The organism is Microbacterium canaveralium, from assembly GCF_047238045.1.
Lineage (GTDB): Bacteria > Actinomycetota > Actinomycetes > Actinomycetales > Microbacteriaceae > Microbacterium.
On sequence record NZ_JBDFMA010000003.1, the window covers coordinates 708,646 to 722,833 of the forward strand.

Genomic DNA, 14,188 nt, shown 5'->3' on the forward strand with positions numbered 1-14,188 from the left:
CCTCCCGTTCAATTGGTGCAGGGCGCCGAGGGCGGCACTCGTCCCGGCGACGATTCGCCGAGTTCGATCCACGATGACGAGCGGGATACCGATACCCGCGACCAGAACGAGACCGGCACTGATCGACAGGAAGAGCGTGAGGCTTCCCCCGGGGATTCCGTCGATCGCTGAACCCGCAATGGCTGCAAGAAAGGCGGGGGAATCCAACCCGTGGGGCATCAGTGGTTCCTCGGGCCAGTCGTCAGCGTGATCCGCTTCGTCTTTGCTGCGCGACGCTCAACTCTCACAGTTCCACCCGTCCTTGTCGCCATCCCGGTACCAGTCGTACTCGGGGTTCACACCACGCTGGTAGGGGCCGTACCCATTGGCGATGGCCTCCTTGCACGTGCCGAAACGCGGGTCCAAGCCCGGGGCCGGTTCGGCGGGGGCAGGCTCGGGCTGAGCGGGTTGGGGTTCGGGCTCAACCGGAGCCGGCTGCGGGGGTGCGGGGGCGGGTTCCACGGGTGCCGGGGCCGGTTCTGCGGGCATGGCCACGGAGTCGTCGAGGCGAACGTATGAGGCTTGCAGCGGATGCGTGCCGTATCCGTCACGCCCGTCGTAGCGGGCGATCGCCCACCCCGTGTTGATCATGTGGGTTCCGGCATCCTGCCCATTGATCTGGACGTACCGCAGGAGTCGCCCGTACTGATCGTGGTCGTCGCGTCCGGGGACACTGACCAGAACGGCGCCGCTCGGAGCCAGGAATGTGGTCAGCTCGGCAGTTGCCTGGTCGTAGCCCCAGGAGCCCGTTTCGGGTGCGTCGATACCGATCAGCCGCACTTTGCCGACGTTGGTGTCGATCGTGTCGCCGTCGATCACCGACACGATCTGGACGGAAGTCGCGGTCGCGGTGGGCGTGGCCGACGGCGTCGACCGCGGTGTCCGGGACGGCGCCGGTGTCGCTGCGCTGTCGGGCGTGGGTGTGCCCACTGACGTGGCGGCGACGGCGACCGGGCGACTATTCGCGCCTCCGGTCACGAGAGCGTTGGTCATTCCGGCCGTTGCGAGAAATCCGATCGCGGCGACCGCCGTTACCCATGCGGCGGTCTTGCGGCTCTTGAAGCGCAGCCAGGTCCGGCTGTTCTTGGCAAGCGCAACGATCCCTGTAATGAGGACCACCAGGAATAGGACGGCGAAGATCGGCGACAGGATGAGCGCAACGATCATCAACGGGATGCCGACAATCAGCCACACCCAAATCGGAATCCGGCCTTTGGCCTGAAGGTTTTCGTGCGTGAGCGACGGACGTTTCACGCGTGCGCGCGCGTTCGAACGAGTCATGAATGCGCCCCCCGACGCCGGGGAAGCACTCCCCATATGAAACGAACAATAGCGCTCGCGAAACCGTCATTCATCCGGGGAGGTGGCGGCGGTACAGAAGACGGCGGGGTTCGACTGCGTCGTCCCGCTACCTCACCGCCCCCGCAGCACCGCCTCCGCCTCGTCCCACAGCCGCGAAGCCGCGTCTGCGTCGAGCGCGTGCGCGGCGACGCCCTTCGTACGGCCCGCCGTCTCGACGATGACCTCGGCTTCCTGGTTGTCTTCGAAGTAGCGTCCGGTGACGCCGTCGAGCAGCGGGGATGCCACGACCAGCACCGAAGTCGACGCACCCTGTTCGACGGTCTTGAAGTGGTCCTGATCGATGCGGTTGCCCTCGGCATCCATCGCTCCCATCGAGCGGAGCGTGTCATCGTCGAGGTGGCGCTGGAGGTTGGTCGTTATCCACCCGGGCATCAGGGCGTTCGCGGTGATGCCGTCCGCGGCCCAGCGATGGGCGATGCCGACGGCCCGCTCGGATGCCGGGGAGCGGACCGCCGATGGGCGGAGAACCCATGAGTCGATACGACGTGCCCGCCGAGTTGCCCTACGCGTTCCTCAACGACGACGACGTCCGTGCCTGGTTCGCGTTCATGAAGGTGCAGTTGCGCCTTCGCTACGAGACGAACCGGCAGTTGCGCGACGACAGCGGTATCTCGCTGGCCGACTACGACGTTCTCGTCGCGCTGACGAGCGAACCATCCGGGACGATGACGGTGTCCGACCTCGCGATCCGCATCGGAGCGGAGCGCAGCAGGGTGTCGCACCAGTCGCGCCGTCTCGCGGGGGACGGCCTCGTCGACCTGACACCGAACGCGAACGACCGGCGAGCGACCGACGTGACGCTGACCCCGGCGGGCGCGACCTGCTCCGTCGTGCCTCGCCCGCCACGTCGCTTTCGTTCGGAAGGTCTTCTTCGACGCGCTCGACGAGGAGCAGAGCGCACACCTGGCCAGCGCCTTCGAGAAGATCTACGAACTCCTCATCGCGCACGGCAGCCTGCCGCGGCCGGCGGATCACCCCTAACCCTCGGGAGTCGTGATTCCCACGCCCGAGGTCGCGCGCGGTGCATGGCGACGGGCGTCGAGCGAACGTGGGTGCGTCTCGCTAGGGTGGTGAGCTCCGAAATCGTCTGGAGGTTCGGATGCTCGAACTGAGATCGTGGATCGGTGTGGCGGTCGCCTCGGCGATTGCGCTTGCTGCAGCCCTTGTCGTCGCGGGGGTCATCTCGCTGGTCGTACGAAGGATCGCGCGGCGGCACGATTGGCCGCAAACGCTCTCGGCCACGGTGCGCGGGCCGTTCCGCGCGCTTCTGACCGTGGTCGGTCTCTGGGCTGTGTTCATCTTCACCTGGCCCGACCCCGACACGAGCGAGCAGGTCGCTCACCTGCTCGTCATCCTCACGATCGCTGCGAGCGCGTGGTTCGTCGGTGCGATCCTCGCATTCGCGATCGGCGTCGCCATGGCCAGGCTTCCGCTCGAAGTGGCCGACAATCGTGTCGCTCGCAGCCGCCAGACCCAGTTGATCCTCATCCGTCGCCTGCTGATCGTCTTCATCATCGTCTTTGCCCTCGGGTCGATCCTCATCACCTTCCCCGCCGTCGCCGCGCTGGGCACCAGCATCCTCGCCTCCGCAGGCGTCGCCGGAATCGTCGCCGGACTTGCTGCGCAGTCGACCTTGGCGAGCGTGTTCGCAGGAATTCAGATCGCGTTCAGCGGGGCGATCCGTGTGGACGACGTCGTGGTGGTCGAAGACGAGTGGGGTCGCATCCAGGAGATCACCCTCACGTACGTGGTCGTGCACATCTGGGACGATCGTCGACTCGTGCTGCCTTCCACGTATTTCACAACGACGCCGTTCGAGAACTGGACCAGGCGGTCGAGCGAACTTCTTGGCGCGGTCGAACTCGACGTCGACTGGCAGGTGCGCACTTCTGAGATGAGGAACGAGTTCGACCGCATCCTCGAACGCACGCCTTTGTGGGACGGTCGCACGAGTGTTCTTCAGGTCACCGACGCCACCGGCGGACTCGTGCGTGTCCGTGTGCTGGTGTCGGCCGCCGACGCGGCCAAGCTGTTCGACCTGCGCTGCTTCGTCCGGGAAGAACTCGTGGAATGGGTGCGCGAGTCCAGAGTCGCGCTGCCGCTGTCGCGGGTGCAGATCGTGACTGGTGAGGAGGAGCCGACAGCCCCTGAGGCCCGTTCGGCCGACCAGTCAGGGCTGTTCTCGGGCTCGGAACAGAGTCAGGAGCGAGCAGACCAGTTCACCGGGGCTGTTCCGACAGTGATTGACTCCCGAACAGAGTCGCCCTCGCGCTAGGCGATGACGTCACGCTCGGTGGCGCGCATCGTTGCCCTCCGGGAGTGGACGCGACGGCGGGAGTCGAACCCGCCACGCCTTCGGTTATGAACCGAGGCCCGGGACCGCCCGGATCGCCGCGATGTGCCCCCACGCTAACCCGGGGCGGCGATACCGCAAACGGTCGTTTCGGGGCGTGACGAGATATGTCGTCGTGTGGCGCGGCGGCGTGCGTTCCGATGCTTGCGCTCAGCATCCCGGAGGGCGTTCAATCGGTGGCACATCGCAGTCGAAAACTTTGGGGGCATCATGAGCGACGCATCGGCTTACGACCCGGATGGCGGGTATGACCCGGATGGGGGTTATGACCCGGATGGGGGTTATGACCCGGATGGGGGTTATGACCCGGATGGGGGTTATGACCCGGATGGTGGTTATGACCCGGATGGGGGTTATGACCCGGATGGTGGTTATGACCCGGATGGTGGTTACGACCCGGATGGTGGTTACGACCCCGACGGCGGTTACGACCCCGACGGCGGTTACGTGATCTGAGGCGGGAGCAGCTCCCTCAGGCGAGCGCCTGCCGGAGAACCTCTCGATCGTCGTACGGCACCTTCGTCGTGCCGACGATCTGAGTGTCCTCGTCGCCCTTCCCGGCGACGAGGACGAGATCGCCCGCCCGCGCCATGCGGAGCGCGGCGTGGATGGCATCCGTTCGCGAGGGGATCTCGACGCAGTCCGGGATGCCCGCCCGGACTTCGGCGCGGATGCGCTCGGGCGGTTCGCGGCGCGGGTTGTCGTCGGTCAGCACCACCACATCGGCCAACTCTGCGGCGATCGCTCCCATGGGGGCTCGCTTGCCGCGGTCGCGCTCGCCGCCGGCTCCGAACACGAGGATCACCCGGCCGGCGGTCCGCGCTCGAGCCGCGCCCAGAGCGACCCTCAGGGCGCCCGGATTGTGGGCCGTGTCGACCATTGCGGTCACGCCGTCCTTCTCGCCGATCACCTGAAGCCGGCCGGGCGGCGGCTCGACCCGCGAGAGCGCATCGGTGACGGCCGCGGGGTCGCCGCCGGCAGCGATGACGGCTGTCCCCGCTAGGAGCAGATTCGTCACCGCGACCGCGTGCACCGTGGGGAGGGAGACGGGATGGGCCCGTCCCTCGACGCGCAGAGTTCCCACGAGTCGACCTGACCGTTCCTCCAGGCCCTCGGTGCTCACGTCGCCGCCGTCGCCCACGACGACGAGGCGGATCCCGCGCAGCGCGACGGCCTCGCGCACGAGATCCCCTTGCGCAGAGTCGGCCGCGACGACGGCGATACCGTCCGGGCGCAGATACTCGCGGAACAACCGCAGTTTGGCGTTCCAGTACCCCTCGACGCTGCGGTGGACGTCGATGTGATCGCGCTCCAGCCCCGTGGAGACGGCGACGTCGACGGGCACGCGATCGAAGAGTCCGTCCGCGAGGATGCCGACGAACGCTTCCAGCGACACCGCGTGCGCGCCCGCGCGCGCCTGCGCGTCGATCAGGTCGGGGAGGTAGTCCGGGGAGCGGCGGACACGGCTCTCCCGCAGGGTGCCGTCGACCTCCGTCACCCCGGTCGAGTCGTATCCGGCGGCCCGCCACCCGATGAGGTTCATCACCTGGCGTGTCGCGGTGGCGACGGTCGTCTTCCCGTTCGTCCCCGTGACCGCCGTGATGATCGGCCGTCCCACCGGCGGCTGGATGTGAAAAGTCATGGTGCCCCCACCGTTCCCCTTCCCGTCATCATGTCATCCGGGTCGATCGGCCGCCCGGCGTCCCTCGATGATCATGCGCGTCGAGTGGTCGAGGTGCTCGCGGACCGCGCGCCCCGGATCCGCCAAAGCCGCCTCCACGTAGGCGCGGTGCTCCTCCGCGAGTGCGCCCGGGGAGTACGCGGGTCGAACGTGCGTCAGCAGCAGGTGCATCTCGGAGTCGAGGCGCCGGTACTCCTCGGCGATGCGCGGGGAGTCCGCGGCATCCACGAGAGCGCGGTGCACCCACGCGTGGGACTCGAGCGTGGCCGGCCAGTCCCCGGATGCTTCGGCGGCGGCCAGCGCGTCGAGTGCGGCATCCACATCGGGCGGACGGATGCCGCGGTCGCGGACGATCCGGAGCGCCTCGGTCTCGAGGGCGCACCGCAACTGCTGCAGGGCGACGAGCGCGGCATCGTCGAGCAGGGAGACGCGCACGCCGCGGTACGGTTCCGCAGTCACGAGGCGCTCCGCCGTCAGCGTCGCCAACGCGGTGCGGGCGGTATGACGCGAGACGCCATGCGTCGCGCTCAGCTCCTCTTCCCGCAGAGGGGTTCCCGGGGCGAGCTCGCCCGACAGGATGCCGCTGCGCACCGCATCCGCGACGACGTCCGCCGCACGAGGGCCCGGGGTGCCGTCACGGCGAGGGCCGTGACGGATCGACGCGGAGCTCGCCGTGCTGGCGGCAGTGGGCGGAACCATCGGGGGATCACGCCGGGGCCGTGGCATCCGGAACACCCTCCCGCCGACGAGACGGAGCGGACACGACGGCGAGGCCGACGGCGATGAGCGCGAGGCCGACCGCGCTCACGGCCGTGAGCTGCTCGTGCAGCACGAGGAGCCCGAGGAGCGTCGCGCCCAGCGGCTCGGCGAGGGTCAGCGTGGACACGGTCACCGCCGTCAGTCGTGCCAGGCCCCACCCGAACAGCAGGTAGGCCACCGCGGTGGTCACGACGCCGAGCCAGAGCGTGAGCATGACACCGTTCGGCGTGGCCAGCCACGACGTTCCCGCGGCGAGCAGCACCGGCACGCTCGCGACGGCGGCCGCGCCGAAGACGGTACCCATGACGCGTGTGGAGTCCCACCCCCTCTCGATGAGCGCCTTGCCGCACACCGTATAGAGGGCGTACGACATTCCTGCCCCGGCCGACGCGAGCAGGCCCGCCGGGGCGAGTGTCACGGCGCCGCCTGTCACGCCCGAGACCAGGACGACGCCGGCGAGGGCGATCGCGGTGGCGAGCATCCACCGGCCCGAGGGCAGGCGACGTGAGCGGATGGCATCCACGATTCCCGTCGCGATGGGGGCGGAGCCGAGCGCGACGACCGTGCCGATCGCGACACCGTTCTCACGTGTGCCGAGGAAGAACAGCGGCTGGTAGGCGAGAACCCCCGCGGCGCCAATGGCGATGAGCAGCGCCGTCGGGCTCTTCGCCGTCGGGCCCAGCGCCGTCGGGCCCTTCGCCGTCGGGCCCAGCGCCGTCGGGCCCTTCGCCGTGGGGCTCTTCGTTCCGGGCGATCCGGTGCGCGGGCGAACCCGCAGCAGAGCGATGACCCCCAGGATGCCGCCACCCACGACGATGCGCGCGGCTCCGACGGCCAGGGGAGACGCGTCGACGTCCGCGAGCGCCTGGGCCGTGCCGGTCGTGGCGAAGCACAGGGCGGCCGCGAGAACCGCGAGGGCGGGAAGCATGAGCAGATTGTTACACAATCTGCTCCTGTCCGTCAGTCGCGCAGGGACTGCACCATGGACCGAAGGGCTTTTCGCGCCCCGATCTGCTCGGCATCCGTCATCCCGCTCAGCATGCGCCGCTCGACCGCCCGCACGGCCGCGCTCGCACGAGCGAGGTCGCTGCGCCCCTTCTCGGTGAGCCTCGTGGGAAGAGCCTTGCCCGTGGGGGCGCTCTCGGCGCGCTCGACGATGCCATCGCGCTCCAGTGCTTGCAGGAGCACGTTCATCGACTGCCGCGTCACGAAGGCCCCGCGGGCCAGGTCCGAGTTCGACGAGCCGGGGCGCTGGGCCAGCTGCTCCAGGCAGGAGTAGTGAGTGATCGTCATCCCGAGGGGGCGCAGAACGTCTTCCATCGCCACGCGAAGGGCACTCGACGCTTCTTTCACGAGATACCCGAGTGACGTGTTCAGATCGATTCCCTCTTGCGCCATGTCAGTAGTCTGACATACATTCGGTGTCAGTTATCTGACACAAGGAGAATCCCATGCCCGTCACCGGACCCGACTTCATCTCCCTGCAGGTGCGCGATCTCGACGCCTCGCAGTCCTTCTACGAGAAGTACCTCGGCCTCGTCCGATCGCCCGCCGGTCCGCCGCACGCCGTCGTCTTCGACACCGCGCCGATCGCCTTCGCCAACCGAGACCTCGCACCCGGTACCGATCTGACCGGTGTTACGCAGCCCGGCATCGGCACCGCCCTGTGGCTGCACGCCACCGACGCGCAGGAGATCCACGACGCGCTCGCCGCGGACGGCCACCGCATCGTGGCCGCGCCCATCGACGGACCGTTCGGCCGCACCTTCACCTTCGCCGACCCCGACGGCTACCACGTGACCCTCCACGACCGCGCGTGAATCCGGGCCGCCGGTGAGGCCGGGCCGTCGGTGGGGGCCGGGCCGCCGGTGAGGCCGGGCCGTCGGTCGGGGCCGGGCCGTCTCGCGGAGTCCGGTCCCGACGCGCCGGTGGCGGATGCCGCTGGCCCGGCGTGTCGGCGACGAACTCCGCCGGAGGGCCCGGGGTCTCGTCGCGGCGCCCGCGTCGAAAAACGCCCCGCGCGGCCCGGTAACGTGGGTGCATGGCGACGACGGCGGGGCGAGGCATCCTGGCCCTGAGTACCGTCGCCGCGCTGCTGATCATCGGGGCGGTGCTCGCGCTGGTCGTCGATCCGTTCACCCGGACGCCGGTCGAGATCGACGCGGCGACAGCGTGGATCGCTCGCGCGCTGCTCGTGCTCGGGGCGGCGTGGGTCGTCATCGGCATGGTCGCGGCCCGGACGCGATTGGTCGGCCGGCCCGGCGCCGCGGCCGCCCGCGCGACCTGGATCGCATCGACCCGCCCATGGCGTGCCCGCGAATCGACGCTCGGAGTCCTTCCGCTCGACCGGTGGTTCATGATCGCCATCCCGGGCGGACTGCTCCTGGCGACCCGCATCGTGCAGGCGCCGGGCGAGGGCGTCGGGAGTGTCATCCTCGCCGTCGCGGGTTGGCTCCTGTTCGCGCTGGTCGTCCGGCTGCTGCTGGGATCGCGGTCGCCGTGGCCGATCATCGCCGCCGTCGGGGGTGCCCTCGTCTTGCGCTGCATCGTCGCGCTCGCGCCCCTCGCGCTCTCGGGCCCCGGCGGCCCGTGGCCCGCACTCTGGAGCATCCTCGTCGTGCGGATCGTCTACCTCACGGCAGCATTCGCGCTCGTCGCGTGGGTCTTCGTCGTCGCCGGATGGTCGCTCGCCGCGCAACTCGGACGACGTCGAGCCGCCGGTGTCGCGATCGGCGGGGTGGGCGTCGCGTTCGCGCTGCCCGCGATCACCGCGGCCGTCGTCGGTGCGGGCGACGCCCTGCAGTCGTGGAACAGCGAGATCGGCGTCCTTCCGTGGCACCTGGCGCGACTGTCCGGCATGTACGAAGAGCACTTCCCCGCGGGGATGACGGTCGCGGTGGCCACCGTGGGCAGCATCATGACGATCGTCGGTCTCGTCCTCGCGTTGCCGTTGCGCGCGGGGGAGCGCCGACGTCACCTGCCGCCGGCCTGAGTCGGCGCGTCAGCCCGCGAGCGTGCGGTCGAACGGTCCGCCGCGTCGGATCTCGCGCACCTCTTTGCCCAGCGGCATCAGCGACACCGGCACGAGCTTGAAGTTCGCGATCCCGAGCGGGATGCCGATGATCGTGATGCACAGGGCGAGGCCCGTGACGATGTGGCCCAGGGCGAGCCACCAGCCCGCGAGCACCACCCACACGACGTTGCCGAGGAAGGATCCGACGCCCGCCGTCGGCTTCGCGACGATCTCGCGGCCGAACGGCCAGAGGGCGTAGAGCCCGATGCGGAACGACGCGATGCCCCACGGGATCGTGAGGATCAGGATGCAGAGCACGATGCCCGGGCCGAGGTAGCCGAGGAACAGCCAGAACCCCGAGAGGACGAGCCACAGGACGTTGAGGATCAGGCGCATGTGTCCATGATCCCCGAACCGGGCGGGGTGTCGGAGCCCCCGCCTAGACTTGAGATCGCCATGACCGACGCCTCCACCCCCCTCATCGTCGGCGGCTCCGCCCCGTCGGAAGCCCGCCCCGACGCCGACCTGCTCGAAGGGCTGAACGGACCGCAGCGCGAGGCCGTCACCTACCGTGGGCAGGCGCTGCTCATCGTCGCGGGTGCGGGATCGGGCAAGACGAGCGTGCTGACGCGGCGCATCGCCTCCCTTCTGCGGACGCGCGAGGCGTACCCCAGTCAGATCCTCGCGATCACGTTCACCAACAAGGCCGCGGGCGAGATGCGTGAGCGCGTCCACAACCTCATCGGGCAGCGCGCCGACGGCATGTGGATCTCGACGTTCCACTCCGCGTGCGTGCGCATCCTCCGTCGCGAGGCGCAGCAGTTCGGCTTCACGAAGGCCTTTACGATCTACGACTCGGGCGATTCCCGCGCGTTGATCAAGCGTCTCGTCAAAGAGCACGAGGGCGACGCGTTCGGGCTCACCCCGGCCGGAACCCAGAGCCGCATCTCCAAGCTCAAGAACGAGCTCGCGGATGCCGAGTCCTACGCGCGGCAGGCCAACACGAGCGACCCCGCGGAGCGCGTGTTCATCGAGATCTTCGCGGCGTACCAGCGCGAGTTGCAGCGCGCCAACGCGTTCGACTTCGACGATCTCATCGCCCAGACCGTCTACCTCTTCCGGGCGTTCCCGCAGGTGGCCGACGTCTACCGCAAGCGGTTCCGCCACATCCTGGTCGACGAGTATCAAGACACCAACCACGCGCAGTACGCCCTCATCCACGAGTTGACGCGCCCGCCCGGCAGCGACGCCGAGCCGATGTCCGCGGGCGGCGGCATGATGATCTTCGAGGCCGAGCCCTCGACCGAGAGCGGTGCGTCGCTCACCGTCGTCGGTGACTCCGACCAGTCCATCTACGCCTTCCGCGGCGCCGACATCCGCAACATCAGCGAATTCGAGCGCGACTACCCGGGCGCCAAGGTCGTCCTGCTCGAGCAGAACTACCGCTCGACGCAGAACATCCTGTCGGCAGCCAACGCGGTCATCTCCAACAACTTCGACCGCAAAGACAAGAAGCTGTGGACCGACGTCGGCGCGGGCGACCCCATCATCGGGTTCACCGGCTACTCGCAGCACGACGAGGCGCAGTTCGTCGCCGACGAGATCGAGGCCCTGCACCGCAAGGGCGTCGACTACGCGCAGATGGCTGTGTTCTACCGCACGAACTCCCAGTCCCGTGCGCTGGAAGAGATCTTCATCCGTTCTGCGGTGCCGTACAAGATCATGGGCGGCACGAAGTTCTACGAGCGCGCCGAGATCAAAGACGCCCTGGCCTACCTCGTCGCGGTCGCGAACCCCGCCGATTCCATGGCGCTGCGGCGCATCCTCAACCGCCCGCGCCGAGGCATCGGCGATGTGACTGAGACGGCGATCGCGCGCTACGCCGCCGAGCACGACATCACCTTCCGCGACGCCCTCGCCAACTCCGCTCAGCTCGGTGTGGGCCCGAAGCTGCAGAAGGCGATCGATCAGCTCGATGCGGTGCTGAGCGAGGCGTCGGCGCTGATGCTCCCGGCATCCGGTGAGCTCGCTCCCTCGAGCTCGGTCACCGAAGGTCTCACGCTGCTGCTCAACAAGAGCGGGTACTTCGACGCTCTGCGCGCCAGCCGCGACCCGCAAGACGAGGCGCGTCTGGAGAACCTCGACGAGCTCGTCGCCGTGACCCGCGAGTTCGCGAGGAACAACCCCGACGGCACGATCATCGACTTCCTCACGGAGGTCGCCCTCGTCGCCGACGCCGATGACCTTGACGATGCGTCCGGCTCGGTCTCTCTCATGACCCTGCACACGGCCAAGGGTCTCGAGTACGACGCGGTGTTCCTCACCGGCGTCGAAGAAGACCTGCTTCCGCACCGCATCTCGGCCGGTGAGCCGGGCGGCCCGCAGGAGGAGCGTCGGCTCTTCTACGTGGGCATTACCCGCGCGCGCAAGCGCCTGCACGTCTCGCTCGCGATGACCCGGGCGCAGTTCGGTGAGGTCACGGTCGCGATGCCGAGCCGGTTCCTTCAGGAGATCCCCGCCGATCTCATCGACTGGCGCCAGTCGCCCGGCGACGTCAACGGTCGCGGCGGAACGCAGTCACGCGCGCTCAACGCGCGCGGGCGCCGTCCCGGGCAGCCCGGCGGCGGCGGCAACCGGTACGGCGACGACCTCGTGCCGCTGCCCAAGCGCGCGCCCGCCGATCCCAGCAAGTTCCCGAACCGCATCCCCGCGAAGGTGCGCGACAACGGCGACATGGAGCTGTCCGCCGGCGATCGCATCCGACACGACGATTTCGGCGAAGGACGCGTGGACGCCATCACGGGCGAGGGCGCGAAGAGGGTGGCGCACGTGCGCTTCGAGACGGTCGGCGCGAAGAAGCTCCTCGTCAAGATCGCGCCCATCTCCAAGCTGTGAGGTCCCGGCGACACGCCGGGGGCTGTCCGCCCACGGATAGGGTCGAACAATGGCACTCTTCTCGCGCCGCAAGAAGTCCGATTCCGATGACGTGTCGGCCGACCGCCCCGAGGGCGTGATCGAACCGGGCGAGCAGCCCGTCGATCCCGCGAGCCCCGACGACGCGACCGCGTCCGCGGCGCCCGTGCCCCAGGTCACCATCTCGACTTCGTCGTTCCGTGGCGTCGGCGCCCCGGCCGATGCGACCCCGGTCGCCGACTCCACCCCGCCGGTGGCCGCTCGCCCGTCCGCGCGGCAGCCGGGACCGATGGAGGCGCCCGAGGGCTTCGAGTCCATCCCCGGCCTGCGCGACAACGCGCTTCTCGCGGTCGCGCTGGCCGAGATCACCGGTCAGGCGGAGCCTCCGCAGCTCCTGAACGTTGCTCGTCAGCTCCTGCAGGGCCACGTCTTCCTGCGCGTCAAGGGCGATGCGCGCGCGCTCCTCGCCGAGGGCAAGGACCTGCCGCTCGCGGTCGCCACGCGCGGCGACGAACAGCTCGTGCTGGCGTACAGCAGCGGAGACGCGCTGACCAAGAGCGTTCAAGAGGACGGCGATCGTGACACGTCGGCCATGGGCCAGCCGGTGATGGCGCTCATGCAGCATGCGCTCAGTGGCCCCTACGCGGGTGTCGTCCTCGACCATGCCTCCGGTGACGCGCGCGCCGTCCTTCCCACGGCGCTGCTCGAGCGGATGGTGTCCGAGGCCGACCCCGAACTTCGGATCAAGACGGCACTCAGCGAGAAGCGCACCGAGCAAACGGCATCCACGATCGTCGAGGCCATCGTCGCGGGTGCCCCGCTGTGGATCGCCGTCAGCCAGGCCGAGGGCGGACCCGTCGGCGTGGCCGAGTCGCGGACGGCGTCGGGCGAACGCGTCCTCGAGGTGTTCTCGCATCCGCTCGAGCTGCTTGCCCTCGGCAGAGGCGATCAGGCGGTGCCCCTGAAGAACGAGCAGCTTGCGAAAGCACTCCTCGGCGACGAGGGGCTCACCGGTCTTCTCGTCGACCCGGCCGGTCCGTGGATCCGCCTGACCCGCGACGACCTGGCCGCAGTGCTGGAGCTCGCGGAGTAGTTCAGCCGGCTCCGCGCCGCGGCTGGTGCGGGGCTCTGGGGGCGCTGCGTTGCGGCCCGAACTCCTGAGTTCTCGGCCTCGCGGGGTCGCGACGGCCGGTTCCGCGCGCTCCGCGCCGGATTTCTCAGGAGTTTCGCACGGTGGCGCATGTCACATGGCGGGCGAGGCCGGCCTCTCGATTGTGGGTGCGGCCGCGACCGCATCGACCGGTGCGCGGACCGAACTCCTGAGTTCTCGGCCTCGCGGGGTCTCGACGGCCGGTTCCGCGAGCGGAATCCGCGATTCTTCAGGAGTTTCGCTCGCGGACTAGACCCCGTACAGCTCCCCGACCGGAACGGTCACCGGCAGCACGTTGCCGACCGGAGCGAGGGGGCACGCCCACGCCGGGTCGTACGCGCACGACGGGTTGTACGCGAAGTTGAAGTCGATCACGAGGCTGTCCGGGGTCGCGGCGACGCCGAGATCCGCACCCTTGATCGTGTCGAGGAGGTAGCGACCTCCGCCGTACGTTCCGCCCGGTCGCCCGGCCGAGGCATCCCGAACGGGCACGAACAGGCCGCCGCCGTACGAGGTGAGCCGCCACACGTCGAGCGATCCGGTGTCGGGCAGCTCGACGCGGCCGATGCGCTCGAACCCGACGTCGCCGTCGGTGCCGGTGGTCGCGACGAAGGATGCCTCATCGGCGTCGAGCAGTGTGACCTCGAACCGCCACGCGGCGTCGTACGGTGCCAGCGGCAGCCCGGTGAATCCCTCGCGCTGCTCGGGCAGCAGAGGAGTGGCGGGGTGGTCGGCGAAGAGCGCATCGCGCTCGATGCGCCACAGCTCGTGGGCGTCTTCGGGATCGTCCGCCTCCCGGATCGCGGCGTAGAGCGCGAAGACGCGGCGCCGCCAGTCGGCGACGTCGAGGGCAGTGCGGGCGGCGCGGGAGGTCATGGCATCGAGCGTACGGGCGCTATCGGCCACCCGGGTCGCCGT

At 69.4% G+C, this 14,188-nt stretch carries 15 protein-coding genes and 1 tRNA gene; 7 read left to right on the forward strand and 9 right to left on the reverse strand.

The annotated features are described in order from the left end of the window. Positions 1–276: 276 nt before the first annotated feature. Together ABC271_RS04335 and ABC271_RS04340 are read right to left on the reverse strand one after the other, a co-directional pair. Entirely contained in the window at positions 277–1,206 is a 930-nt protein-coding gene (locus ABC271_RS04335; RefSeq protein WP_412923662.1) for a thermonuclease family protein, read from the reverse strand. 246 nt (positions 1,207–1,452) lie between these two features. After that, a complete protein-coding gene (locus ABC271_RS04340) occupies positions 1,453–1,773 on the reverse strand; it encodes an SDR family NAD(P)-dependent oxidoreductase (protein ID WP_412923663.1) in 321 nt (106 codons plus the stop codon). Positions 1,774–1,871: 98 nt separating this feature from the next. On the opposite strand from ABC271_RS04340, the gene ABC271_RS04345 reads away from it, so the two are divergent. Both ABC271_RS04345 and ABC271_RS04350 read left to right on the forward strand, forming a co-directional pair. Beyond that, positions 1,872–2,513 carry a MarR family winged helix-turn-helix transcriptional regulator gene (locus ABC271_RS04345; RefSeq protein ID WP_412923664.1) on the forward strand — a complete coding sequence of 214 codons (642 nt, stop codon included), beginning with the start codon at positions 1,872–1,874 and terminating at the stop codon, positions 2,511–2,513. Then, on the forward strand, positions 2,501–3,676 hold the full coding sequence (locus ABC271_RS04350; RefSeq protein WP_412923665.1) for a mechanosensitive ion channel family protein: 1,176 nt from the start codon (positions 2,501–2,503) through the stop codon (positions 3,674–3,676). The genes ABC271_RS04345 and ABC271_RS04350 overlap by 13 nt, the downstream gene beginning before the upstream one ends. A gap of 45 nt (positions 3,677–3,721) precedes the next feature. On the opposite strand, the gene ABC271_RS04355 is transcribed toward ABC271_RS04350, so the two are convergent. Further along, positions 3,722–3,797 (reverse strand) — tRNA-Met (locus ABC271_RS04355). A 167-nt stretch (positions 3,798–3,964) separates the two neighbouring features. Between ABC271_RS04355 and ABC271_RS04360 the strand changes: the two genes are divergently transcribed. Further along, positions 3,965–4,210: a hypothetical protein gene (locus ABC271_RS04360; protein ID WP_412923666.1), complete on the forward strand. Its 246-nt coding sequence runs from the start codon at positions 3,965–3,967 to the stop codon at positions 4,208–4,210. A gap of 16 nt (positions 4,211–4,226) precedes the next feature. Here ABC271_RS04360 and ABC271_RS04365 read toward each other — a convergent pair whose 3' ends face one another. From ABC271_RS04365 to ABC271_RS04380, 4 genes are read right to left on the reverse strand one after another with little or no spacing between them, the layout of a single operon-like run. Continuing rightward, complete coding sequence (locus ABC271_RS04365) at positions 4,227–5,396, reverse strand: Mur ligase family protein (protein WP_412923667.1); 1,170 nt, start codon at positions 5,394–5,396, stop codon at positions 4,227–4,229. Between the two features lie 33 nt (positions 5,397–5,429). Beyond that, positions 5,430–6,134: a GntR family transcriptional regulator gene (locus ABC271_RS04370; protein WP_412923668.1), complete on the reverse strand. Its 705-nt coding sequence runs from the start codon at positions 6,132–6,134 to the stop codon at positions 5,430–5,432. A gap of 7 nt (positions 6,135–6,141) precedes the next feature. Beyond that, a complete protein-coding gene (locus tag ABC271_RS04375; RefSeq protein WP_412923669.1) occupies positions 6,142–7,122 on the reverse strand; it encodes a DMT family transporter in 981 nt (326 codons plus the stop codon). A gap of 32 nt (positions 7,123–7,154) precedes the next feature. Continuing rightward, positions 7,155–7,592 (reverse strand): MarR family winged helix-turn-helix transcriptional regulator, encoded by a 438-nt coding sequence (locus tag ABC271_RS04380; RefSeq protein WP_412923670.1) that lies wholly within the window; start codon positions 7,590–7,592, stop codon positions 7,155–7,157. A gap of 53 nt (positions 7,593–7,645) precedes the next feature. Between ABC271_RS04380 and ABC271_RS04385 the strand changes: the two genes are divergently transcribed. Beyond that, a complete protein-coding gene (locus ABC271_RS04385) occupies positions 7,646–8,014 on the forward strand; it encodes a VOC family protein (protein ID WP_412923671.1) in 369 nt (122 codons plus the stop codon). Positions 8,015–8,235: 221 nt separating this feature from the next. Further along, complete coding sequence (locus ABC271_RS04390) at positions 8,236–9,186, forward strand: hypothetical protein (RefSeq protein ID WP_412923672.1); 951 nt, start codon at positions 8,236–8,238, stop codon at positions 9,184–9,186. Between the two features lie 9 nt (positions 9,187–9,195). Here ABC271_RS04390 and ABC271_RS04395 read toward each other — a convergent pair whose 3' ends face one another. Then, positions 9,196–9,603, reverse strand: a complete 408-nt coding sequence (locus ABC271_RS04395; protein WP_412923673.1) for a YccF domain-containing protein — start codon at positions 9,601–9,603, stop codon at positions 9,196–9,198. Between the two features lie 60 nt (positions 9,604–9,663). Here ABC271_RS04395 and ABC271_RS04400 point away from each other — a divergent pair, with 60 nt between their 5' ends. Both ABC271_RS04400 and ABC271_RS04405 read left to right on the forward strand, forming a co-directional pair. Further along, on the forward strand, positions 9,664–12,102 hold the full coding sequence (locus ABC271_RS04400) for an ATP-dependent helicase (protein WP_412923674.1): 2,439 nt from the start codon (positions 9,664–9,666) through the stop codon (positions 12,100–12,102). A 49-nt stretch (positions 12,103–12,151) separates the two neighbouring features. After that, entirely contained in the window at positions 12,152–13,213 is a 1,062-nt protein-coding gene (locus tag ABC271_RS04405) for an SseB family protein (RefSeq protein ID WP_412923675.1), read from the forward strand. Between the two features lie 306 nt (positions 13,214–13,519). On the opposite strand, the gene ABC271_RS04410 is transcribed toward ABC271_RS04405, so the two are convergent. Further along, positions 13,520–14,146 carry a DUF1684 domain-containing protein gene (locus ABC271_RS04410; RefSeq protein WP_412923676.1) on the reverse strand — a complete coding sequence of 209 codons (627 nt, stop codon included), beginning with the start codon at positions 14,144–14,146 and terminating at the stop codon, positions 13,520–13,522. Positions 14,147–14,188 lie beyond the last annotated feature (42 nt).

Bases quoted from the DNA above. Each gene is read 5' to 3' on its own strand.
- ABC271_RS04335 (WP_412923662.1), bottom strand. From the start codon at position 1,206: ATGATCGTTGCGCTCATCCTGTCGCCGATCTTCGCCGTCCTATTCCTG.
- ABC271_RS04340 (WP_412923663.1), bottom strand. From the start codon at position 1,773: ATGCCCGGGTGGATAACGACCAACCTCCAGCGCCACCTCGACGATGAC.
- ABC271_RS04345 (WP_412923664.1), top strand. From the start codon at position 1,872: ATGAGTCGATACGACGTGCCCGCCGAGTTGCCCTACGCGTTCCTCAAC.
- ABC271_RS04350 (WP_412923665.1), top strand. From the start codon at position 2,501: ATGCTCGAACTGAGATCGTGGATCGGTGTGGCGGTCGCCTCGGCGATT.
- ABC271_RS04360 (WP_412923666.1), top strand. From the start codon at position 3,965: ATGAGCGACGCATCGGCTTACGACCCGGATGGCGGGTATGACCCGGAT.
- ABC271_RS04365 (WP_412923667.1), bottom strand. From the start codon at position 5,396: ATGACTTTTCACATCCAGCCGCCGGTGGGACGGCCGATCATCACGGCG.
- ABC271_RS04370 (WP_412923668.1), bottom strand. From the start codon at position 6,134: ATGGTTCCGCCCACTGCCGCCAGCACGGCGAGCTCCGCGTCGATCCGT.
- ABC271_RS04375 (WP_412923669.1), bottom strand. From the start codon at position 7,122: ATGCTTCCCGCCCTCGCGGTTCTCGCGGCCGCCCTGTGCTTCGCCACG.
- ABC271_RS04380 (WP_412923670.1), bottom strand. From the start codon at position 7,592: ATGGCGCAAGAGGGAATCGATCTGAACACGTCACTCGGGTATCTCGTG.
- ABC271_RS04385 (WP_412923671.1), top strand. From the start codon at position 7,646: ATGCCCGTCACCGGACCCGACTTCATCTCCCTGCAGGTGCGCGATCTC.
- ABC271_RS04390 (WP_412923672.1), top strand. From the start codon at position 8,236: ATGGCGACGACGGCGGGGCGAGGCATCCTGGCCCTGAGTACCGTCGCC.
- ABC271_RS04395 (WP_412923673.1), bottom strand. From the start codon at position 9,603: ATGCGCCTGATCCTCAACGTCCTGTGGCTCGTCCTCTCGGGGTTCTGG.
- ABC271_RS04400 (WP_412923674.1), top strand. From the start codon at position 9,664: ATGACCGACGCCTCCACCCCCCTCATCGTCGGCGGCTCCGCCCCGTCG.
- ABC271_RS04405 (WP_412923675.1), top strand. From the start codon at position 12,152: ATGGCACTCTTCTCGCGCCGCAAGAAGTCCGATTCCGATGACGTGTCG.
- ABC271_RS04410 (WP_412923676.1), bottom strand. From the start codon at position 14,146: ATGACCTCCCGCGCCGCCCGCACTGCCCTCGACGTCGCCGACTGGCGG.